The sequence below is a fragment of the Haloarchaeobius iranensis genome, assembly GCF_900103505.1.
Taxonomy (GTDB): Archaea; Halobacteriota; Halobacteria; order Halobacteriales; family Natrialbaceae; genus Haloarchaeobius; species Haloarchaeobius iranensis.
Genome location: NZ_FNIA01000001.1, coordinates 183,091 through 202,820 on the forward strand (window position 1 = coordinate 183,091; position 19,730 = coordinate 202,820).

The window sequence follows — 19,730 nt, forward strand, 5'->3', positions numbered from 1 at the left end:
GCTCAGTTCCCCTCGGGTTCGTCGTCGTCACCCGCCGACAGCCCGGCGTCGGGCGCTCGCCCCAGTGCGGGTGGGGCGTCGTGGTGGTCGCTGTAGCCGTCGAACCAGCGCCGGATGCGCTCGATGCGGTCGACGACGTGGCAGGGCTCGCCCGACCGGGAGAGCTCGTGGCCCTCGCGCGGGTAGCGGACGAACCGGGTGTCGGTGCCGGTCTTCCGGAGCGCCCGGAAGAGGAACTCGGCCCCGTCGACGGGCACCCGGAAGTCGTTCTCCGCGTGGAGGACGAGCGTCGGCGCGTCGATGTCGTCGGCGTGGGCGACCGGCGAGTGCTCCCAGAGGAAAGCGGGGTCGTCCCACGGGTCGGTGCCGAAGTCGCCCTCGACGAGGTGGTACGCGATGTCGGTCGACCCGTAGAAGCCCAGCAGGTCGTAGACGCCGCGCTGGGCGACCGTCGCGTCGAACCGGTCGCTGGTCGCGGCGAGCCACGCGGTGAGGTAGCCGCCGAAGGAGCCACCGGTGAGGAACACGTTCGAGGCGTCGACGGCTCCGCTGTCGGTGACGTGGTCGACGCCGGCGAGCACGTCCGCGCCGGTCACGTCGCCCCAGTCGCCCTCGATTGCCTGCATGAACGCGGCCCCGTAGCCCGCCGAACCGCGCGGGTTGCAGAAGAAGACGGCGTAGCCCGCCGACGCGAGCGACTGGAACTCGTGCCACATCGTCCCGGAGTCGGACCACATGATGTGTGGCCCACCGTGGACGTTCACGACCAGCGGGCTCGCCCCGTCGGCGTCCGGCGGCGTCAGCAGCCAGCCCTGTATCTCGTGGCCGCCGCTCTCGAACCGCAGCGCTTCGGGCTGGGGGACTGCGACGCCGTCGAGCACGTCCGCGTTGACACGGGTGAGCCGGTTCCCCTCGCCACCACCCGGCGTGGAGACGAACACGTCGCCGGGATGGTCCCACTCGCTGGCGGTGTAGGCGAGCACGTCCCGGCCGACGTGGGCCGCGTCGACGTCCATCCCCTCGCCGGCGACGACCGTCGACGGGTCCGGCGCGCCGTCGCCGTCGTCGGCGTCCCAGGGGAACCGCCGGAGGACCACCGAGCCCTCGTCGGGTGTGGTGACGTACAGCCGCTCCTCGTCGGCCCCCCACTCCAGCACCGAGTGGTACGCCATCGTCCGGTCCACGCCCGCCGTCGGCGTCCGCGTCTCGTCGCTCGCGGGGTCGTACACCCGGACCTCTGTCTGCTGCAGGGTCGAGCGCTCCTCGGGCGTGTGGAAGTACGCGACCCGGCCGTCGCTCGCGGCCCGGACGAACCCGCCCCAGCCCTCGTCGCGCGTGACCAGTTCGCCGTCACCGGGCTCGGCCGGGTCACAGCGTCGGATCTCGATCCGGATCGCGTCGTCGGCATCCGCCTCGCCCTCGCGGGGCACCTGCCGACCGAAGTACAGCGTCTCCGCGTCCGCCCACGTCGGCGAGAAGTGGTCCGCCTCGACGTCGGTGACTCGCGTCACCGCCGCGCGTGCACGCTCCTCGTCGGCCGCCACCGCCCCCGCCTCGTCCACGTCGACGACGTACACCTGCGGCCGCTTCCGGTCGAGGTACCGCCCTTCGGCCCGGTACACCGTCCGGTCGACGACCCGCGGGTCCGGCTCCGCCGGCTCGTACTCCTCGTCGACCCACCGGTCCCGCCCCGCCTCGCGGTCGTCCGGGGCCACCTGCTGGACGAACGCGACGCGGCTCCCGTCGGGGCTCCAGACCGGCGCGGCGACCCCGCCAACGACCGAGGTGACCTGTCGCGCCTCGCCCCCGTCGGCCGGAACAACCCACAGCTGGCTCCGGTCGCCCTCGCCGCGGGTGCTCGTGAACGCCAGCCGATCACCCGACGGCGACCAGCGGGGCGCGGCGTCCTCCCCCTCGCGGACGGTGAACCGCCGCGACTCGCCGCCCCCGACCGGCGCGACGTACACCGTCGCCTCGTACTCCTCGTCGTCTTCGGGTACCGTTCGGACGTACGCCACCCGCTCGCCCCCCGGCGCGACCCGTGGCTCCGAGACGCTCGCGAGCTCGTGGAAATCGCTCGCCTCGATGGAATCCATGGCCCTGCGTTCGGTTGCACGTGGGTTAGGCGTTCGGTTCGGAGAACCGGCTGGTCGTGGCGGAGTCGGCGGACTCGCACGTCGCGCCTCGAGTCGCGCACCGTTCACGGTCGCACCGCCGCACGTCGTGCTGGTGAGTCGAGCCGCTACGACAGCTCGACGCGGCCGCTCGTCGCGCTGCGGAGTCGGTCCCGGAGCGCCTCCGCCTCCGAGACGGGGACCCGCACGTCGAAGCTGACGCGCTCGGCGTAGTCGGCGTCGAACTCGCAGTCCCAGCCCTCGAGGATGCCCCGTACGGTCCCCGAATCGTCGTAGTCGACGGTGACGCCGACGGCCTCGTGCGGGCGCTCCTCGACGACCCCCGCGGCGTCGAGCGCGTCCTTGACCGACTGGCCGTAGGCGCTGACGAGGCCACCGACGCCGAGGTTCGTGCCGCCGTAGTAGCGCGTGACCACGACGACCACGTTCTCGACCTCCTGGCCCTGGAGCACGTTGAGCGCGGGTTTGCCCGCGCTCCCGGAGGGTTCGCCGTCGTCGCTGGCCCACTCGCGGAACGGGTCGGCGCGCACCCGGTAGGCCGGGACGTTGTGCGTCGCGTCGTCGTACTCGGCGCGGATCTCGTCGACGAAGGCCTCGGCGGCGTCGACGCGCTCGACGGGCCTGATGTGGCCGATGAACTCCGAGCCCTGCACGGTGAAGGAGGTGCGCGCCGGGCCGGCGACGGTCAGGTAGGTGTCCCCGGTCACGGGGCCGCCTCCGCGTCGCCGTCGGGGGTGTCGTCGGCCGCGCCGTCGGGGGTGTCGTCGGCCGCGCCGTCGGGGGTGTCGTCGCCGAACCGTTCGTGGTAGAGCAGCACGAGCAGGATGGCGAGCAGCACCGTCTCGATGGTCTTCGTCGTCACGAGCCAGATGGAGCCGAACAGATGCTCGACGAGCGTGCCGAGCGTCGAGCCGTGGGTGTGGCCGGTTGACTCCCAGGCGTAGGCGATGACCTCGTTGCCCTCGGGGTGGCCGCCGAGCAGCAGCCAGCCGACGATGTACGTCAGCGCGATGACGATGCCGAGTCCGTAGACGTAGTCGCGGCGGAGGCCGTACGCGGCCAGCCCGATGCCGACGAGCACGGCGAGCGAGGAGAGCACGAACAGTGCCTGCCGCGGGTCGGTGAGCGGCTCGCCGACCTGCGCGTACAGGAGCAGCGGGCGCAGGCCGATCCAGAGGTGGATGCCCGCGGTCGCGGCCGCGAGCTGCGCCGCGGTGAAGCGCAGGGCGACCTCGACGTTCTCGTCCATACCAGAACTCCGGCCGCCGAGCCCAATAGCGCGTCGGTTCGGCGCTACTGGAGCTCTATCTTCCGGACGAACGCCAGCGCGCGGATCTCGTTGATGAGGTCGCCGGGGAGGGGTTGGTCGGTGACGAGGTGGAGCTTCGGGTCGTCGGTGAACTCGGGGTCCTCGCTGATGGTCTGTCGGATGGAGATGTCGTGCTCGGCGAGCAGCCCGGTCACCTGCGAGACGATGCCCTGCTGCTCGGCGTCGGAGACCTCGACGGTGAGCACGGTCAGGTCGAGCACGGGCGCGAGGTCCATCAGGCTCGGCACCTGCGAGATGTTCTGGAAGATGCGTCGCAGCTCCTCGTCGTCGAGGATGGCGTCGGTCGTGGAGTCGACCACGCGCCGGTCGACGCCGATCTCGCGGGCGATGCCCGTGTTGGGGATCTCGATGCCGCCGGAGACCACGCGCCCCTCGTCGTTCACGGAGAAGCCGCGCTCGAGCAGCAGCCGGATGACCGCCTGCTGGCTCGGAGAGCCCTCGAACTTCTCCATGATCTCGTCGAACATGCCTGTCCGAACCGACGACAGGAACCGCGAAAGAACTGTCGACTCGGGCTACAGCTCGCCCTTCGTGCTCGGCGTGCCGCTCCGGCGCTCGTCGACCCGGGTCGCGTCGTCGAGTGCTCGCGCGAGCGCCTTGAACAGCGCCTCGACCTCGTGGTGGGCGTTGTCGCCGTCGACCTCGCAGTGCAGCGTCAGTCCGGCGTTCATCGCCAGCGACATGGCGAAGTGCTCGGCCATGTGGCTGGTGAACTCGCCGACGGACGGCTGGGAGAAATCGCCGTCGAACGCGAAGTAGGGGCGTCCCGAGATGTCGACGACGACGCCCGCGACCGCCTCGTCGAGCGGGACCTGCCGGTCCGCGTAGCGGACGATGCCGCGCTTGTCGCCGAGCGCCTCCGCGAACGCCTCGCCGAGGACGATGGCGACGTCCTCGACGGTGTGGTGGTCGTCTATCTCCAGGTCGCCGTCGCAGTGGACCGTCAGGTCGAACAGGCCGTGCTTGGCGAACGACGCGAGCATGTGGTCGAAGAAGCCGACGCCGGTGTCGACCTCGCTGTCGCCGTCGCCGTCGACGACGAGGGTCAGGTCGATGTCCGTCTCGGCGGTCTCGCGCGAGACGGCCGCGCTTCGGTCGCTCATACCGCAACCCAACCACCGGGTGGGCAAAGCCGTTGCGCTCGGCGCAGGCCACAGCGTCCGCCGGGCGTGTCCCGGTCCGTACGACGGATGGGACTGCATACTGCACCGGCTCCCACAGCCGCTGGGCGCTCGCAGCCCCCGTGAACGGTGACCATCGTGCACCGAGGCAGAACTCGGGTTACGGACTCAGAGCCGGTTGTAAAACATTAAAACGTCTCTCGCCGCTTCGAAAAAGGTCAGTATTCGCGATAAAACGGGTCGAAATAGACGAAAGGCTCGCCCCGTTATATGGTGGTCCCCATTGTAGGAGTGGATGCGAACCAGGTGTCCCCGATATGGCCCCCGCAACTCCAAACCAACTCCCTTCGATTCCGAGCCCCGTCAGCGAGCGACTGAGCGTGAGCGCGGTCGTCGCACAGCTCCAGATGGCGTGCTTCTGGCTCGCCGTCGTGTTACCGTTCGCGTACCTCTCGCTGCTCGCGTCGGGTATCGACTCGACTGCAGAAGTGCAGGCGTTCCTCGTACTGCTCGGGCTGAACCTCGGGACGCTCGTCGTCGGTCACGGTCACCGCAGCGACCGGGGCGACGACTGACCGCGCATCCGTCCCGGGGACCGCCCTGAACCACCTGCCCTCCTCCCACACCAACACCACACCACCTTCTCACTGCCCCACAGCGGCGGCGCCCGCCACACTGCCTACGGAGAGTCGACCGCGGCCATCGCCTCCCGGAGCGTGAATCGGCCCTCGTACAGCGCGCTGCCGACGACGACGGCTGCAGCGCCCGCGCCACGCAGCGCGCGAACGTCGTCGAGCGTCGCGACGCCGCCGCTGGCGACGACCGGGACGTCGACGGCCGCGACGAGCCGCCGCACTGGGTCGGTCTGGACGCCGTCGAGACGACCCTCGACGTCGACGTCGGTGAACAGGATGCCCGCCGCGCCGAGGTCCTCGTACCGGCCCGCGGCCTCGGCGGGGTCGAGTCCGGTTCCCTCGGTCCACCCCGAGACGACGACCTCGCCCTCTTTCGCGTCGAGGCTCACGAGCACGCTGTCGGGGTACTCGTCGCTGATATCGGCGACGATGTCGGGGTTCTCGACGGCGGCGGTGCCGAGGATGACCCGGTCGACGCCGCGGTCGAGCAGGTCGGTGGCGTCCCGTGCGGTGCGGATGCCGCCGCCGAGCTGGACGGTCACGTCCACGGCGTCGAGGATGGCGTCGATGGCCGGCGCGTTCTCGCGCTCGCCCTCGAACGCGCCGTCGAGGTCGACCAGATGCAGGGTGCGCGCGCCCTGGTCAGCCCACCGTTCGGCCGCCGCGACGGGGTCGCCGTAGGTCTTCTCGGTGCCGCGCTCGCCCTGGACCAGCTGGACCACCTCGCCGTCCTGCACGTCGACCGCGGGGACGACCTCGAACTCGGGGAACATGGCCGAGGATGGGTGACGGCGGGAGGTAAGTGCGACGGTCCCGGGACAGCGCCCGCTGCAGTGACGCAGTCAGTGACGGACTATCACCCCTCGGCAGGGGCCCCACGGGCAAGCCGTCGGGTGTCCCGCTCGCCGAGCGGTACCGGTGTCGCCGCACTCCTGCTGTTCCTGTTCGTCCCGTCGCGCTGGCCTGCTCCGGCGGCTACCGCCGGTCGCCGCGTCGGCTGTCGACGTGAGCCATTCTTTTACCACGGGTGGTCATACGGGGAAGTAGCAATGGTCGAGCTGCTCTTCGTCGTCGGTATCGCGGTCGCGGTGTTCGTCGGCTTCAACATCGGTGGGTCGTCGACCGGCGTCGCGTTCGGTCCGGCCGTCGGCAGCGGGACGCTCTCGAAGCTGCTCGCGGCTGCCCTGATGACCGGGTTCGCGCTGCTCGGCGGGTGGACCGTCGGCCGCGAGGTCGTCAACACGATGGGCGGGCAGATCGTCCCCCAGGCGCGGTTCACGCTCGCGGCGAGCGTCGCCGTGCTCTTCTTCGTGGGCTTCGCACTGCTCATCTCGAACCTCTCCGGCGTCCCCGCCTCGACGTCGATGACGGCGGTCGGTGCCATCGCCGGCCTCGGCGCTGCCAGCGGCAGTCTGAACATGGACAAGATGGGCGAGATCATCTCGTGGTGGCTCATCGCCCCCGTGATCGCGTTCTGGTTCTGTGCCGTCATCGGCCGGTACTTCTACCCGTACCTCGTCTCGAACATCGACCTCGAACCGGACGAAGACGGGAACGTGACGACGAAACAGCGTATCGGGCAGGTACTGGTCGTCGTCATCGGCTGTTACATGGCGTTCTCGGCGGGCGCGTCGAACGTCGCGAACGCGGTCGCGCCGCTCGTCGGGAGCGGCGAACTCGGCCTCGAACCCGGCATCCTGCTCGCCGGCGGGGCCATCGGGCTGGGCGCGTTCACCATCGCACGCCGGACGCTGGACACGGTCGGGAACGACCTGACCGACCTGCCGCTCCTGGCGGCGCTCATCGTCGAGGCCGTCAGCGCGAGCATCATCACGTTCCTCTCCGCGCTCGGTATCCCCGCCTCGCTCGCCGTCTCCGCGACGATGGCCATCGTCGGGCTCGGCTGGGGCCGGGCGACCCGCACGACGAAGATCAGCGAGGCCGCCGGGAAGGCAGTCAGCGGCGAGGCTCCCGAGCAGGTGGCGCCGGAGAAGAGCGTGAGTGCGGCGCTCAGCGCCGACCAGCCCGGGGGGGAGGTCGCGCGCATCGGCGAGGAGGAGCCGAACGAACTCAAGGCGAGTGACCTGTTCAACCCCGGAACGACCGCCCGCGTCATCTCGCTGTGGATACTCACCCCGAGCCTCTCGGCGGTGGCGTCGTTCCTGTTGTTCTCCGCGTTCCCCATCTACGGGTGAGGACTGACAGCCGGGGAAGTCCTTCAGGATTAATGCGTATGTTCGAGAGGGGCAGAACAGCAAGTTCTTAGGGTAGGGGGAACCAACCGTCGGGTGATGCCCACGGTAGAATACCTCAACTACGAAGTGCTGGACGACCACGGCTGGGACATGGACGACGACGACCTCTTCGAGAACGCGGCCGACGCCGACCTCGGCGACGAGGACTACGGGACTCTCGAGGTCAACCAGGGCGAGTACATCCTGGAAGCGGCCGAGGCGCAGGGCTACGACTGGCCCTTCTCCTGCCGCGCTGGCGCGTGTGCGAACTGCGCAGCCATCGTCAAGGAGGGCGACATCGAGATGGACATGCAGCAGATCCTCTCCGACGAGGAGGTCGAGGACAAGAACGTCCGTCTGACCTGCATCGGCTCGCCGACCGCCGACGAGGTCAAGATCGTCTACAACGCGAAGCACCTCGACTACCTCCAGAACCGCGTCATCTGAGGCTCCTTCGACGTTCGAGCGTCGATCTCCGTCCTTCGAGCGTCGCATCTCACTGGTTCTCTCTCCGCATCGCCCGCCGGACGGTAGCTATAGGGTCCGTGCTGTCGACCCACCGGCAGGACAATGAGCACCGAACCGCTCCGCGTGACGCTGTCCGTCCGGCATCCCGACTGCTGGACCATCGCGACCACCGAACGGACCGACGTCGGCGTCCTCGGACGCGTCGTCGCGACGACGACGGGGGACCGGACCACGTCGCTCGTCACGCTCTACGCCGACCGGCGGCGCGCGCTCGACGACGGCGAGGAGACGATTCGGTCGTTCTCGCAGGTCCACGCCGTGACGCCCGTCCCCGCGACGACGCTCGGGTCGGCGGCACGGACCGCGAAACCGGGGAACGCGACCCGCGACCTGCTCATCGACCACGACGCGGGCGCCCAGATCAGCGGTGCGTTCCTCTCGCGGGAGTTCGTCACCGCGCGTCCGGTCGACACGCACGACGGCCGGGAGCGGTGGACGCTCCTGACGACCCGGGGGCGCGACGCGGTCCACGACGCACTGGAGCAGGTCGCAGCCGAGGAGGACGCCGACATCTCCGTCGAGAGGCTCGCACGCACCAGCGACGCGGCCGGCGAGGCGCCGTTCTCGCTCACGTCGCTCTCGGCCCGCCAGCGCGAGGTCTTCGAGCTCGCTCGCGCCAGGGGCTACTACGAGTGGCCGAAGGAGGTCACGGGCACCGAACTCGCCGAGGAGCTCGGCATCGCGACCGCGACGCTGCACGAGCACCTCCACAAGGCCGAGGCGAAGCTACTGGGGCGCTGAGCCGTCGTCGACGGCCAGCAGCTCCCGGGCCGCCGGGTCGAGCACCGCGAGCGCCGTCTCGGCCTCGTCGAGGTCGATCGGGTACTGGTCGGGGCCGTCGCGGAACGGGCTCATGCGCCCCGCCCCGTCAACGAGGAGCCGTCCGAGCCGCCATCGCCACCCGCGGCGCCGTCGTCGCCCGTGCCGTAGAGCGCCGCCACGTCGTCCAGCGACGGTGCGACCTCGGTCACGTCGCCGACGGCCTGCTTCGCGCCCTGGGTGTCCTTCAGCCCGAAGCCGGTGACGACCGCGACGACGGACTCGTCGGGGTCGATGATGCCCTGCGCGCGGGCCGCCTGGATGCCGGCGACGGGGGCCGCGCCCGACGGCTCGGCGTAGATGCCCTCGGTCCGGCCGAGGAGCGTCTCCGCGTCGAGGATGGCCTCGTCGGTGACGGTGACTGCGGTGCCGCCGCTCCCCGCCAGCGCGCGGCAGGCCTTCACCGTGTTCCGCGGTCGCCCGACCGCGACGGCGTCGGCGAGCGTCTCCGCGACCGTCTCGTGGTCCTCCGCGCCGTGGAAGGCGTCGTGGATGGCACTCGCGCCCTCGGGCTGGACGCCGAGCAGCTTCGGGGTGTCGTCGACGTAGCCCAGCTCGGCGAACTCCCGGAGGCCCTTCCAGCAGCCGGCGATGGTGCAGCCGTCGCCCATCGAGAACACGACCCAGTCGGGAATCTCGTCGCTGGTCTGCTCGGCGAGCTCGTGGCCGACGGTGCGCTTGCCCTCGATCTGGAACGGGTTGATGGCGGCGTTGCGGTTGTACCAGCCGTAGGCGTCGGTCACCTCCAGGCTCAGGTCGTACGCCTCGTCGTAGCTCCCGTCGACCGCGAGCACGTCTGCGCCGTACACCCGGGGCTGGACGAGCTTCCCCTCCGGTGCGGCGGCCGGGACGAAGATGCGACAGTCCAGTCCGGCACGGGCCGCGTAGCCGGCGAGCGAGGCCGCGGCGTTGCCCGTCGACGCGCAGGTGACGACGTCCTGTCCCCCGAACCGGGCCTTCGTGGCGGCGATGCTCGTCGCCCGGTCCTTGAAACAGCCGGTCGGGTTCAGACCGTCGTTCTTCACCCGGAGGTCGACGCCGAGTTCGTCGCCGAGCCGCGGGGCATCGAGCAGGTCGGTGCCGCCCTCGTCGAGCGTCACCGGCTCCGCGTCCGTGTCGACCGGCAGGAACGCGCGGTACTTCCACTGGTTCGGGATGTCGCCGTCGAGGGCGGCGTCGAACCGGTCGTCGACGACGTCGTAGTCGTAGACGACCTCCAGGATGCCGGCCACCCCCTCGTGGTTCGGGCAGGTGTAGACGACTCGCTCGGGGTCGAAGGTCGCACCACAGCGCGTGCATTCGAGTGTCTCGACGTGGTCGAGGGTCATGCGTCGACGTTGCACGCCGGATGGTATCAGCCCACCCCCGGCTACTGTTGGGGGTGCCGGCCCGGACGTTTACTCGTACCTGAGCGCGTCGATGGGGTCGGTTCTGGCACCGCGCCAGGCCGGGTAGAGGCCCGCGCCGACGCCGACGAGGATACCGACGGCGATGGCGATGGCGAACCACTCGACCGGGTACGTCAGCGGGATGTCGATGTACTGGGCCCCGGCCCAGCCCCCGAGGATTCCGAGCAGCGTCCCGAGTATCGAGCCGATGATGCCGACGATGACGGCCTCGGTGACGAACAGCGTCAGGATGTCCCGTCTCTGCGCGCCGACGGCCTTCATGATGCCGATCTCTCGGGTGCGCTCGGTGACGGAGACGAGCATGATGTTGGCGATGCCGATGCTCCCGACGAGCAGCGACAGCGCCGCGATGCCCACCACGAACGCCTGGAGCTGGTCGAGGACGGCCTGGAGCTGGCCGAGCAGCTCGGTGCTGGTCTGGAGCTCGTAGGTGAGGTTCGCGGCCTCGGCCTGCTCCTGTGCGTCGGAGTCGGTCTCCAGGTAGCTGCGGGTGGACTCCTTCGCGCGGTCGACTCCCTCGATGCTCTCGGCCTCGACCACGATGGCGGGGAACCGCGGGGTCTCCTGTGCCTCGGCGACCAGCTGGGTGTAGTAGGGGTCGAGCGGGAGGTACACCCGCGGGCCGGGGCCGAAGCCCTCGAACGGCGAGCGCGCCTCCGAGTCCGTCGTGATGCCGACGACCGTCGCGTTCACCGCGAAGCCGCCGACGACGGTGACCGTGATGGTGTCGCCGACGGTGACGTTCCGCTCGAAGGCGTTCGCCATCGCCGGGTTGAGCACGGCCTCGCGCTGGCCGTACTCGAAGCGACGGCCGTCGGCGATCTCGTCCTCGTCGACGTACTCCACCCCCGTCGCGACCACCGCGTCCTGCCTGGGTATCCGCTCACCACCGAAGCCGACGCTCTGTGTCGGGATCGACGTGTAGCCGTACGCCGCCCGCACGCCGGGCTGTTCGGAGAGCCCATCGACGTCGGCCTGCGTGAACACCGGCTGTGCGCCGGCGAGCGGGCCCTGGTTCGAGGACTCCTCGGGGGCGGCCCAGCCGTAGATGTTCTGCCGGTCGTCCGGGCTGATGTCGCCGATGATACCCGCCTGGAGGCTCGCGCCGAGCGTGACGAACGTGATGACGGCGGCGACGCCGATGACCACGCCGAGCGTCGTCAGCGTCGACCGGAGCTTGTGGCTGCGGATGGCCCGCCAGGACATCCGGAGGTTCGTCAGCGGCTTCACGACTCCACCTCCGCCCCCACCGCGTCGAGTTCCTCGATGCGCTCGATCCGGCCGTCGAGCAGGTGGACGACGCGCTCGGCGTGCTCGGCGACCGGCCGCTCGTGGGTGACCATCACGACGGTGTTGCCCTCGGCGTGCAGCTCCTCGAACAGTGACATGATGTTCTCGCCCGTCTCCGTGTCGAGGTTGCCGGTCGGCTCGTCGGCGAGGATGAGCGCCGGGTCGTTCACGAGCGCACGGGCGATGGCGACGCGCTGGCGCTGCCCGCCGGAGAGCTCGTTCGGGACGTGGTCGAGCCGGTCGCCGAGGCCGACACGCTCCAGGAGTTCCGTGGCGCGTTCACGGCGCTCGCCAACCGGAATTCCCCGGAAGACGAGCGGGAGCGCGACGTTCTCGACGGCGGTGAGCCGCGGCATGAGGTTGAACGTCTGGAAGACGAAGCCGACCTCCTCGCCGCGGATGCGGGTTCGCTCGCGGTCCGACATCGTGGTGACCTCCTCGCCGTCGAGGTACACCGTCCCCTTCGTCGGCGTGTCGAGGCAGCCGATGACGTTCATCAGCGTCGACTTGCCGGAGCCGCTCGGACCCATCACGGCGACGTAGGAGCCACGGGGAATCTCCAGGTCGACGCCGTCTAGCGCGTGGACCGGCTCGCCGACCATGTACGTCTTCGTGACCGTCTCGAGCGAGACGGCCGCACTGCCCCCTGTAGAATCCATACACGTCCGAAAGGTCGTGACGGACAAAAAGATGCGTCCCAACGAGTGCACCCGTCTCGAACTCCGAGGCGGCGACTCCTGGCGGTCTCGTCGCACCTCCGGGGCACGTAATCGGACCCGAACGTCGTGGCCGTCGGGCACGGGAACGCATTAGAACCAGCCCGCCGCACGTCTCCGCATGAAGAACACGGAGGGCAGTTCCGAGGCGAAGCGACGCGCGGGCGAGCACGCCGCCGACCTCGTCGACGACGGCGACGTCGTGGGGCTGGGCACCGGCTCGACGGCCGCCCACGCCATCCGCGCGCTGGGCCGGGCGGTCGATTCGGGACTCGACGTGCGGGGCATCCCCACGTCGTTCCAGTCCCGCCAGCTCGCGCTCGACGCCGGGATTCCGCTGACGAGTCTCGACGCGGTCGACGGCGTGGACATCGCAATCGACGGGGCGGACCAGGTGGCCGAGCGCAACGACGGGGGGTTCGACCTCGTCAAGGGCGGCGGCGCGGCCCACGCCAGGGAGAAGATCGTCGACGCGGCGGCGGAGCGGTTCGTCGTCGTCGCCGACCCCTCGAAGCTGGTCGACCCGCTCGACTACCCGGTGCCGGTGGAGGTGCTGCCCGACGCCCGCCCGACCGTCGCCGGGACCGTCCGTGCCCTGGGCGGCGAGCCGACGCTCCGGGCGGCCGCGCACAAGGACGGGCCGGTCGTCACCGACAACGGGAACGTCGTGCTCGACTGCGACTTCGGTCCCATCGAGGACCCGGCGACGCTCGCGAGCGAGCTGGCGGCGCTGCCGGGCGTCGTCGAGCAGGGGCTGTTCGTCGGTCTCGCCGACGCGGTCCACGTCGGAAGCGCGGACGGCGTCGAGGTGCGCGGCGAGTGACGGCGCCGTCGCTGGGCGTCGAGTGGCTCCACCCGGGCGACACGGCCGCCGCTACCGGGCGAAGAAACGATTAGAAGTGAAGGAGACGCGCTTACAGGTCGCGCGGCTGGACCGTCTTCCGGTCGTTAGCCTCCGCGCGTCGGGCGGCGTCCTCGAGGAGCTCCTCGACTTCCTCGTCGAGTGCGTCGTAGAAGTCCGATGCGACGTTCTTGTCCTGAAGCGCTTCCTTGACGGCTGCCTTGACGATGAGGTCTGCCATACGAGCGGTGATTCCCACGCACCCTTTATAATACTTGCCAAATAGTCCCGGCATAGGCCCTGAGACGGTCGTGTAGCACTGACACGCGCCGAGACGGACCGGCCGGTTCCCGGGCCCGATGACGTCGAAAACACCCGACTGCGCTACGAAGCCTCCGCTTGCTTGCGATTCTCCCCGGACTCGGGGGGTCAACGCTCCAGGCTCGGTACGGAGCGTTTCGCAGCCCGTTTTCCATCTGGCACAAGTTTTATTCCGTTCACCACAACCACCGATAGCGAGTACAAACCAGAGATTTCTATTCCACAATTTCGTTTGTCTTTGCACGAATTTGGGTGAGAATCTGGAACAGGTATTTGGTGGTCCGAATCTAAGCGAGGAGTACCGGAGGTACGTCCGACGGAACCCACCATGCCATCGTGTGACAACTGCGGTTCCCATGTTTCGGAACAGTTCGCTCGCGTGTTCGCCGACGAACACGGAGAAATACTCGCGTGCGTGAACTGCTCGGCCAACGCGGGAATCGCCGAAGAGGCAAAGCGCCGCGCACAGAAGCCCTGAAAGGAGGCGTTCGTGCGGGACGCGAAGCCTTTCAGTACTCCCCCCCGTGAACCGGCCAGTCGTGAGTGACCACCACGTCTACGTGCTGCGCTGTGCCGACGGCACGCTCTACACCGGCTACACCACCGACGTGGAGCGCCGCGTCGCCGAACACGACGCCGGCGAGGGCGCGAAGTACACCCGCGGCCGCACGCCGGTCGAACTCGTCCACGTCGAGTCCTACGACGACCGCGGCACCGCGATGTCCCGCGAGTACGAGATAAAGCAGCTCTCGCGCCGGGAGAAGGAACGACTCGTCGACGGCGACTGACTACTCGAACCGGCGGGCCGCCGCGACGATATCCTCGCCGAGCGTCGCCAGCCGGTCCGCGATGTCGGCGTCGGTGACGGCACGGCCATCGGGGCCGTCCGGGTCCAGCGCGAACTTCGAGGCGGCGCTCCGGATACCGACCTGTCGAGGGATGACGTGGCCGTGGACGCCCCTGACCGTGCTCCGCAGGTGCTCGAGCGTGCTGCCGTAGGAGCCGCCGCCGGCCGTCGCGACCAGCGCGACCGGCGTGTCCTCGTAGTCGTCGAAGCCACAGTAGTCGTGGAAGTTCTTCAGCACGCCCGAGTACGAGCCGTGGTACACCGGCGTCCCGAGCACGACCGCGTCGGCCGCCCGGACCATCCGGGTGTAGCGCTCGACGCCCTGGTCGTCCTCGTCGGGGTCGAACATCGGCACGTCGGCGGTCCGGAGGTCGAGCAGCTCGGTGTCTGCCCCCGCCGCTTCGGCCGCGCGCAGGACGTGCGCCAGTGCGCTGTGCGTGTAGCTCGTGTCGCGGAGACTCCCCGAGACCGCAAGGACCGTCGGCGAACTGGTCATTGCTCCGGACTCGGGCGTCGACGTACAAAAGCGCGTCAGTTGTCGTCGCGGGCCGGGACGGCAGTTCTCACTCGGACTGTTCCTCACGCCGGCCGGTTCTGGGCGCGAACACCGCGACGGCCAGCAGGAGCCAGCCGGACGCCATCCCCTGGGAGAGCAGGGTGACGCCGCCGGTCGCGAGTGCCACGCGGAGCTGTGTGCTGAGTGTCCTCACCTCCGCCGCTGTCGTTGTTTTGCGACGCAGTGCGGCGTGCGTCGGGAGCCGGGGACCGGAGTCTACCGACGCCAGTAGCAATCACGAACGGCAGGGTAAAAGCGGTGAGCGTAGCCCGGTGAAAGTGAAAGTGTTCGGGGGTGCGTACGGGGCGTCTCGACCACCCGAGGCGGCCGGAATCGATAGTTCCACCCGCCGGAGGGGGCGGGGAGGTCCCTCCCGCCGAGCGACCGCCGCCGCCGCCGAGACGGTCACGCGTCGGTGCCGGACCGACGGATGAGGCCGCCGAACTCGAACCGGAGCACCACCCCGTCAGCCTCGTTCCGGCAGACCCCGTCGGCGGCGACGCGGTGTCCAGCGTCCGTCGACTCGACGGTGTGGAACGTCACCGTGCAGGTGACGGTGTCGCCGGTGTGGACGGGCCGCGGGAACTCGAACGCCATGCGGTCCGCGAGCACGTCGTACTCGCCGCCGACGGCCGTCGGGAGCGTGGCGGTCAGCAGCCCGTGGACGAGCAGCCGGCCGTCCGCGTCGGTTCCGGTGGTGGCTGCCGGTGTCACGCGACACGTCGGCGAACTGCCGCACGTCGTCGGCGGTGAACTCCCGGGGAGACTGTCTCGACCTGACTCTCGTCGGGAACTGGCATGGGCGTCGCTGCGAGGGCGGTGGACAAAAGTCACTCGACGAGCCGGTCGTCGGCGCGGGGGGACTGCGTCACTCCAGCAGCGGCATGGCGATGCCGAAGCCGAACACCGAGCAGAACGCGACGACGATGCCGAGCGCCACTGAGTCGGTCAGCAGGGTCTCCTCCCACGCCGGGAGCGTGCCCCAGATGGCGAGGCCGACGAACTCGCCGCCGGCGCCGGCGACGAACAGCCCGAGACCGAGCAGGAAGCCGACCCTCGTCAGACGGGAGTAGTCGAGCGAATTTCGCTGTTGCATGGAGCCGTGTCGTCGGTGATCGTTCAAAGCTTTTTCGTGCTCGATGGCGCCGCTCCCGAAAGATAGATGTGGTACAGACGACTCCGAACAGGCATGTCGTGGACACTGCTCGAACTGCTGCCGGAACTGCTGCACATCGCCGGCTACTCGCTGGTCGCGAGCCTGTTGACGGTGCTCGGCGTCGGCGCCGAACTGGAGAGCTGGCACACCTTCGCCGTGGAGGGACTCTCGGTCATGACGCTCTGGTACGCGTTCATGGGTGCGGCCATCCTCTACGCCGCGGTCTACCTCGTCGGCTACGAGCAACTTCTGCCGCGCGTGCGCCGCGTCGTCGCCGACTGACCGGCCGGCGCTGCCCCGACCCTGACCACGAAAGGGAACCGCGAGATAGCAGCCACCACACTGATGTCAACGTACTGCAAAGCCACGCGTATGCGGGAAGGGGGACAGGAGAGCATCTTCGCCACCGACCGGGACGAACAGACACACGAGTATCCCGAGAGCATCTTCCGGGAGCCCGAGCGGGAGATGGTCGTCATCGACGGCGGCCGGTCGTACCGGCTCACCGACGACGGCTGATTCCCCTCGCTGCCGGGTGACGCGCCGCCGTCTGCAGGACCGATTGTCCTTTAATGTCGGAGCGAGACACCTCCGACATGGAACGATTCGGGGAGGTGTCGGACCAGTACGACCCGGACGCGGTCGAGGACGGGATGTTCTCGTACTGGGACGACGTCGACGCCTACGAGCAGACGAAGGAGCACCGAGCCGACGGTGAACGGTTCTTCTTCGTGGACGGCCCGCCGTACACCTCCGGTGCGGCGCACATGGGGACGACGTGGAACAAGTCCCTGAAGGACGCCTTCATCCGCTTCTACCGGATGCAGGGCTACGACGTGACCGACCGCCCGGGCTACGACATGCACGGGCTGCCCATCGAGACGAAGGTCGAGGAGCGCCTCGGCTTCGAGAACAAGAAGGACATCGAGGAGTTCGGCGAGGACGCCTTCATCGAGGAGTGCAAGGAGTTCGCGGACGAGCAGCTCCAGGGGCTCCAGGAGGACTTCCAGTCGTTCGGCGTCTGGATGGACTGGGAGAACCCGTACAAGACGGTCACGCCCGAGTACATGGAGGCCGCCTGGTGGGGCTTCGACCAGGCCCACGACCGCGGCCTCGTCGAGCAGGGCCAGCGCTCCATCAACCAGTGTCCGCGCTGCGAGACCGCCATCGCCAACAACGAGGTCGAACGGCACGACGTGCACAAGCCGGCCATCTACGTGCGGTTCCCGCTCGTCGGCGAGGAGGGCTCGCTGGTCATCTGGACGACGACCCCGTGGACCATCCCCGCGAACACGTTCGTCGCCGTCGAGGACGGCGCCGAGTACGCGAAGGTCCGCGCCGAGCGCGACGGCGAGGCGGACGTGCTGTACGTCGCCGCGAGCCAGGTCGAGACCGTCCTGAAGGCCGGTCGCTACGACGACTACGAGGTCCTCGCGGAGCTCGACAGCGCCGACCTCGTCGGCAAGCAGTACGAGCATCCGCTCGCCGACGCGGTGCCAGAACATCCGCAGGGCGAGGGCGCGGGGCAGGTGTACACCGCCGAGTACGCCGACGCCGGCGACAAGTCCGGGATGGTGCACTCCGCCCCCGGCCACGGTGAGGAGGACTTCGAGCGCGGCAGCGAGCTCGGCCTGGAGATATTCTGCCCGGTCGAGAGCGACGGCCGCTACGGCGAGGCCGGCGGGACGTACGCCGGCCAGTTCGTCCGCGACGCCAACGAGAACGTCATCGCCGACCTCGACGAGAAGGGGCTGCTGCTCGCCCACGACGAGAACTACCTGGTCGAGGGCGAGGGGAAGTGCTGGCGCTGCGACACCGACATTGTCCGGCTCGTCACCGACCAGTGGTTCATCACGGTGAGCGACATCAAGGACGAGCTGCTGGCGAACATCGAGGACAGCGAGTGGCACCCGCCCGACGCCCGGGACAACCGGTTCCGCGACTTCGTCGAGGGGTCGCCGGACTGGAACGTCTCCCGGCAGCGTTACTGGGGCATTCCCATCCCCATCTGGACCTGCGACGACGAGGGCTGCGACCATCTCAACGTCGTCGGGACCCGCGAGGAGCTCGCCGACCGCGTCCACCAGGACCTCGACCCCGAGACGGTCGACCTGCACAAGCCGACGGTCGACGACCTCACGATGGACTGTGGCGGCTGCGGTGCCGAGGCGACCCGCGTCCCCGACGTGTTCGACGTGTGGCTCGACTCCTCCGTCGCGTCGTGGGGCACGCTCGACTACCCCAGCGAGACCGAGGATTTCGAGGAGCTCTGGCCCGCCGACCTCATCATGGAGGCCCACGACCAGACCCGCGGCTGGTTCTGGTCCCAGCTCGGCATGGGTAGCGCCGCCCTCGGCGAGGTTCCCTACGAGGAGGTGCTGATGCACGGCTGGGCGCTGATGCCCGACGGCCGGACGATGTCCAAATCCAAGGGCATCCTCGTCGACCCGAAGGAGGTCATCGACGACTACGGCGTCGACCCGATGCGCCTGTTCCTGCTCTCGCGCAACCCGCAGGAGGAGGACATGCGGTTCTCCTGGGACGAGATGGAGAACATGACCCGGGACCTGAACATCCTCTGGAACGTGTTCCGGTTCCCGCTCCCGTACATGCGCATGGACGGGTTCGACCCCGAGGCCGTCGACCCCGTGGACGCCGACACCGAGCTCGTCGACGAGTGGGTGCTCGCGCGGCTCCAGTCCGTCAAGGCAGAGATGAGCGAGCAGTGGCTCGACGAACGCCGGCCCGACCGCGCGCTCGACGCGCTGCTTTCGTTCGTCGTCGAGGACGTCTCCCGGTTCTACATCCAGGTCGTCCGCGAGCGGATGTGGGAGGAGGAGGACAGCGCGTCGAAGGCGGCCGCCTACGCCACCTTCTACGCCGTCCTCTCGGACGTGGTCAAACTGCTCGCGCCGTACGCACCGTTCGTCAGCGACCGCATCTACAACGCGCTGACCGGCGACGACGGCCACGACACCGTCCACATGTGCGACTGGCCGGAGCCCGACGAGTTCTGGGCCGACGCACAGATGGAGACCGACGTGGAGCTGCTCCGTGCGGTCGAGGAAGCCGGCTCGAACGCCCGCCAGCAGGCCGACCGGAAGCTCCGCTGGCCCGTCCAGCGCGTCGTCGTCGTCCCCGACGACGAGCGTGCGTACGAGGCCGTCGAGCGCCACCGCGACCTGCTCGCCGACCGGCTGAACGCCCGCGAGGTCGAGCTCGTCTCGCCCGACACCGACTGGGGCGAACTCGCCTACGCCGCCCGCGCGGACATGGGCGAGCTCGGCCCCGCCTTCGGTGACCGCGCACCCGAGGTCATGAACGCGCTGAACGACGCCCGCATCGACGCGCCCGACCTCGACGCGCTACGGGAGGCCGTCGGCGAGCCCGACCTCACCGACGAGATGGTCGAGTTCGTCAGCGAGACGCCCGAGGACGTCACCGGCAGCCGGTTCGACGTGTCGGGCGACGAGCGCGGCGTCGTCTACGTCGACGCCACCCTCACCGAGGAGATAGAGAGCGAGGGGTACGCCCGCGAGGTCGTCCGCCGGGTCCAGGAGATGCGCAAGGACCTCGACCTCGACATCGACGCCGAGATCCGCCTCGAGGTCGACGTCGAGGACGAGCGCGTCGCCGACCTCGTGCGCCGCCACGAGGACCTCATCACCGAGGAGACCCGCGCCGAGTTCGGGGCCGTCGAGGACGGCCACCGCAAGGCGTGGGAGGTCGAGGGCGTCACGATGACGCTCGCGGTCGAACCCGTCGCCGAGGCGACCGCGGACGACTGACCCG

General features: G+C 69.5%; 25 protein-coding genes. 10 read left to right on the forward strand and 15 right to left on the reverse strand.

Going from position 1 to position 19,730, the window contains the following annotated elements; translation table 11 throughout:
- Positions 1-2: 2 nt before the first annotated feature.
- The 5 genes from BLT27_RS00810 to hisB form a co-directional block, all read right to left on the reverse strand.
- A complete protein-coding gene (locus BLT27_RS00810) occupies positions 3-2,096 on the reverse strand; it encodes a S9 family peptidase (RefSeq protein ID WP_089731128.1) in 2,094 nt (697 codons plus the stop codon).
- Between the two features lie 146 nt (positions 2,097-2,242).
- Positions 2,243-2,842, reverse strand: a complete 600-nt coding sequence (locus BLT27_RS00815) for an IMPACT family protein (RefSeq protein WP_089731129.1) — start codon at positions 2,840-2,842, stop codon at positions 2,243-2,245.
- Positions 2,839-3,384: a hypothetical protein gene (locus tag BLT27_RS00820; protein WP_089731130.1), complete on the reverse strand. Its 546-nt coding sequence runs from the start codon at positions 3,382-3,384 to the stop codon at positions 2,839-2,841. Before BLT27_RS00820 ends, BLT27_RS00815 begins: the two co-directional genes overlap by 4 nt.
- Before the next feature lie 44 nt (positions 3,385-3,428).
- Positions 3,429-3,932 carry a TrpY family transcription regulator gene (locus BLT27_RS00825; RefSeq protein ID WP_089731131.1) on the reverse strand — a complete coding sequence of 168 codons (504 nt, stop codon included), beginning with the start codon at positions 3,930-3,932 and terminating at the stop codon, positions 3,429-3,431.
- 48 nt (positions 3,933-3,980) lie between these two features.
- Positions 3,981-4,568: an imidazoleglycerol-phosphate dehydratase HisB gene (gene hisB / locus BLT27_RS00830; protein ID WP_089731132.1), complete on the reverse strand. Its 588-nt coding sequence runs from the start codon at positions 4,566-4,568 to the stop codon at positions 3,981-3,983.
- Positions 4,569-4,903: 335 nt separating this feature from the next.
- Here hisB and BLT27_RS00835 point away from each other — a divergent pair, with 335 nt between their 5' ends.
- Complete coding sequence (locus BLT27_RS00835) at positions 4,904-5,161, forward strand: DUF8028 family protein (protein ID WP_175526326.1); 258 nt, start codon at positions 4,904-4,906, stop codon at positions 5,159-5,161.
- A gap of 104 nt (positions 5,162-5,265) precedes the next feature.
- Here BLT27_RS00835 and hisA read toward each other — a convergent pair whose 3' ends face one another.
- Positions 5,266-5,994 (reverse strand): 1-(5-phosphoribosyl)-5-[(5-phosphoribosylamino)methylideneamino]imidazole-4-carboxamide isomerase, encoded by a 729-nt coding sequence (gene hisA / locus BLT27_RS00840; protein ID WP_089731134.1) that lies wholly within the window; start codon positions 5,992-5,994, stop codon positions 5,266-5,268.
- A gap of 276 nt (positions 5,995-6,270) precedes the next feature.
- Here hisA and BLT27_RS00845 point away from each other — a divergent pair, with 276 nt between their 5' ends.
- The 3 genes from BLT27_RS00845 (at position 6,271) to BLT27_RS00855 (ending at position 8,724) form a co-directional block, all read left to right on the forward strand.
- Positions 6,271-7,416, forward strand: coding sequence for an inorganic phosphate transporter (locus BLT27_RS00845; protein ID WP_089731135.1), 1,146 nt, complete (start codon positions 6,271-6,273; stop codon positions 7,414-7,416).
- Positions 7,417-7,512: 96 nt separating this feature from the next.
- A complete protein-coding gene (fer, locus tag BLT27_RS00850; protein WP_089731136.1) occupies positions 7,513-7,902 on the forward strand; it encodes a ferredoxin Fer in 390 nt (129 codons plus the stop codon).
- 123 nt (positions 7,903-8,025) lie between these two features.
- Positions 8,026-8,724, forward strand: a complete 699-nt coding sequence (locus BLT27_RS00855) for a helix-turn-helix domain-containing protein (protein WP_089731137.1) — start codon at positions 8,026-8,028, stop codon at positions 8,722-8,724.
- Here the strand turns inward: BLT27_RS00855 and BLT27_RS20340 are convergent.
- From BLT27_RS20340 to BLT27_RS00870, 4 genes are all read right to left on the reverse strand, one after another.
- On the reverse strand, positions 8,710-8,838 hold the full coding sequence (locus BLT27_RS20340) for a hypothetical protein (protein WP_281241441.1): 129 nt from the start codon (positions 8,836-8,838) through the stop codon (positions 8,710-8,712). The genes BLT27_RS00855 and BLT27_RS20340 overlap by 15 nt on opposite strands.
- Complete coding sequence (thrC, locus tag BLT27_RS00860) at positions 8,835-10,130, reverse strand: threonine synthase (RefSeq protein WP_089731138.1); 1,296 nt, start codon at positions 10,128-10,130, stop codon at positions 8,835-8,837. Before thrC ends, BLT27_RS20340 begins: the two co-directional genes overlap by 4 nt.
- A gap of 69 nt (positions 10,131-10,199) precedes the next feature.
- Positions 10,200-11,441 (reverse strand): ABC transporter permease, encoded by a 1,242-nt coding sequence (locus BLT27_RS00865; RefSeq protein WP_089731139.1) that lies wholly within the window; start codon positions 11,439-11,441, stop codon positions 10,200-10,202.
- The gene (locus tag BLT27_RS00870; RefSeq protein ID WP_089731140.1) at positions 11,438-12,160 is read right to left on the reverse strand and encodes an ABC transporter ATP-binding protein; all 723 of its coding nucleotides are present in this window, start codon (positions 12,158-12,160) and stop codon (positions 11,438-11,440) included. The genes BLT27_RS00865 and BLT27_RS00870 overlap by 4 nt, the downstream gene beginning before the upstream one ends.
- Before the next feature lie 178 nt (positions 12,161-12,338).
- Between BLT27_RS00870 and rpiA the strand changes: the two genes are divergently transcribed.
- The gene (rpiA, locus tag BLT27_RS00875; RefSeq protein ID WP_089731141.1) at positions 12,339-13,040 is read left to right on the forward strand and encodes a ribose-5-phosphate isomerase RpiA; all 702 of its coding nucleotides are present in this window, start codon (positions 12,339-12,341) and stop codon (positions 13,038-13,040) included.
- A 91-nt stretch (positions 13,041-13,131) separates the two neighbouring features.
- Here the strand turns inward: rpiA and BLT27_RS00880 are convergent, their stop codons facing one another.
- The gene (locus BLT27_RS00880) at positions 13,132-13,299 is read right to left on the reverse strand and encodes a DUF1931 family protein (protein ID WP_089731142.1); all 168 of its coding nucleotides are present in this window, start codon (positions 13,297-13,299) and stop codon (positions 13,132-13,134) included.
- A gap of 408 nt (positions 13,300-13,707) precedes the next feature.
- On the opposite strand from BLT27_RS00880, the gene BLT27_RS20600 reads away from it, so the two are divergent.
- Together BLT27_RS20600 and BLT27_RS00885 are read left to right on the forward strand one after the other, a co-directional pair.
- Complete coding sequence (locus tag BLT27_RS20600; protein ID WP_440990360.1) at positions 13,708-13,857, forward strand: DUF7563 family protein; 150 nt, start codon at positions 13,708-13,710, stop codon at positions 13,855-13,857.
- A gap of 61 nt (positions 13,858-13,918) precedes the next feature.
- Positions 13,919-14,167 carry a GIY-YIG nuclease family protein gene (locus BLT27_RS00885; protein WP_089731143.1) on the forward strand — a complete coding sequence of 83 codons (249 nt, stop codon included), beginning with the start codon at positions 13,919-13,921 and terminating at the stop codon, positions 14,165-14,167.
- Here BLT27_RS00885 and BLT27_RS00890 read toward each other — a convergent pair whose 3' ends face one another.
- The 4 genes from BLT27_RS00890 to BLT27_RS00900 form a co-directional block, all read right to left on the reverse strand.
- A complete protein-coding gene (locus BLT27_RS00890; protein WP_089731144.1) occupies positions 14,168-14,722 on the reverse strand; it encodes an NADPH-dependent FMN reductase in 555 nt (184 codons plus the stop codon).
- Positions 14,723-14,789: 67 nt separating this feature from the next.
- Positions 14,790-14,936, reverse strand: a complete 147-nt coding sequence (locus tag BLT27_RS19515; protein WP_175526327.1) for a hypothetical protein — start codon at positions 14,934-14,936, stop codon at positions 14,790-14,792.
- Positions 14,937-15,187: 251 nt separating this feature from the next.
- Positions 15,188-15,496, reverse strand: a complete 309-nt coding sequence (locus BLT27_RS00895; RefSeq protein ID WP_217639069.1) for a hotdog family protein — start codon at positions 15,494-15,496, stop codon at positions 15,188-15,190.
- A gap of 154 nt (positions 15,497-15,650) precedes the next feature.
- On the reverse strand, positions 15,651-15,878 hold the full coding sequence (locus tag BLT27_RS00900) for a DUF7860 family protein (protein WP_089731145.1): 228 nt from the start codon (positions 15,876-15,878) through the stop codon (positions 15,651-15,653).
- 93 nt (positions 15,879-15,971) lie between these two features.
- On the opposite strand from BLT27_RS00900, the gene BLT27_RS00905 reads away from it, so the two are divergent.
- The 3 genes from BLT27_RS00905 to ileS all read left to right on the forward strand — a co-directional run bounded on the left by BLT27_RS00905 (position 15,972) and on the right by ileS (position 19,726).
- Complete coding sequence (locus BLT27_RS00905) at positions 15,972-16,220, forward strand: DUF8151 family protein (protein WP_089731146.1); 249 nt, start codon at positions 15,972-15,974, stop codon at positions 16,218-16,220.
- 90 nt (positions 16,221-16,310) lie between these two features.
- The gene (locus BLT27_RS19520) at positions 16,311-16,457 is read left to right on the forward strand and encodes a hypothetical protein (protein WP_175526328.1); all 147 of its coding nucleotides are present in this window, start codon (positions 16,311-16,313) and stop codon (positions 16,455-16,457) included.
- Between the two features lie 77 nt (positions 16,458-16,534).
- Positions 16,535-19,726 (forward strand): isoleucine--tRNA ligase, encoded by a 3,192-nt coding sequence (ileS, locus tag BLT27_RS00910; RefSeq protein ID WP_089731147.1) that lies wholly within the window; start codon positions 16,535-16,537, stop codon positions 19,724-19,726.
- Positions 19,727-19,730 lie beyond the last annotated feature (4 nt).

Coding starts and splice junctions, on each gene's coding strand:
- BLT27_RS00810 (WP_089731128.1), bottom strand. CDS start 2,096: ATGGATTCCATCGAGGCGAGCGATTTCCACGAGCTCGCGAGCGTCTCG.
- BLT27_RS00820 (WP_089731130.1), bottom strand. CDS start 3,384: ATGGACGAGAACGTCGAGGTCGCCCTGCGCTTCACCGCGGCGCAGCTC.
- BLT27_RS00825 (WP_089731131.1), bottom strand. CDS start 3,932: ATGTTCGACGAGATCATGGAGAAGTTCGAGGGCTCTCCGAGCCAGCAG.
- hisB (WP_089731132.1), bottom strand. CDS start 4,568: ATGAGCGACCGAAGCGCGGCCGTCTCGCGCGAGACCGCCGAGACGGAC.
- BLT27_RS00835 (WP_175526326.1), top strand. CDS start 4,904: ATGGCCCCCGCAACTCCAAACCAACTCCCTTCGATTCCGAGCCCCGTC.
- hisA (WP_089731134.1), bottom strand. CDS start 5,994: ATGTTCCCCGAGTTCGAGGTCGTCCCCGCGGTCGACGTGCAGGACGGC.
- BLT27_RS00845 (WP_089731135.1), top strand. CDS start 6,271: ATGGTCGAGCTGCTCTTCGTCGTCGGTATCGCGGTCGCGGTGTTCGTC.
- fer (WP_089731136.1), top strand. CDS start 7,513: ATGCCCACGGTAGAATACCTCAACTACGAAGTGCTGGACGACCACGGC.
- BLT27_RS00855 (WP_089731137.1), top strand. CDS start 8,026: ATGAGCACCGAACCGCTCCGCGTGACGCTGTCCGTCCGGCATCCCGAC.
- BLT27_RS20340 (WP_281241441.1), bottom strand. CDS start 8,838: ATGAGCCCGTTCCGCGACGGCCCCGACCAGTACCCGATCGACCTCGAC.
- thrC (WP_089731138.1), bottom strand. CDS start 10,130: ATGACCCTCGACCACGTCGAGACACTCGAATGCACGCGCTGTGGTGCG.
- BLT27_RS00870 (WP_089731140.1), bottom strand. CDS start 12,160: ATGGATTCTACAGGGGGCAGTGCGGCCGTCTCGCTCGAGACGGTCACG.
- rpiA (WP_089731141.1), top strand. CDS start 12,339: ATGAAGAACACGGAGGGCAGTTCCGAGGCGAAGCGACGCGCGGGCGAG.
- BLT27_RS00880 (WP_089731142.1), bottom strand. CDS start 13,299: ATGGCAGACCTCATCGTCAAGGCAGCCGTCAAGGAAGCGCTTCAGGAC.
- BLT27_RS20600 (WP_440990360.1), top strand. CDS start 13,708: ATGCCATCGTGTGACAACTGCGGTTCCCATGTTTCGGAACAGTTCGCT.
- BLT27_RS00890 (WP_089731144.1), bottom strand. CDS start 14,722: ATGACCAGTTCGCCGACGGTCCTTGCGGTCTCGGGGAGTCTCCGCGAC.
- BLT27_RS00900 (WP_089731145.1), bottom strand. CDS start 15,878: ATGCAACAGCGAAATTCGCTCGACTACTCCCGTCTGACGAGGGTCGGC.
- BLT27_RS00905 (WP_089731146.1), top strand. CDS start 15,972: ATGTCGTGGACACTGCTCGAACTGCTGCCGGAACTGCTGCACATCGCC.
- BLT27_RS19520 (WP_175526328.1), top strand. CDS start 16,311: ATGCGGGAAGGGGGACAGGAGAGCATCTTCGCCACCGACCGGGACGAA.
- ileS (WP_089731147.1), top strand. CDS start 16,535: ATGGAACGATTCGGGGAGGTGTCGGACCAGTACGACCCGGACGCGGTC.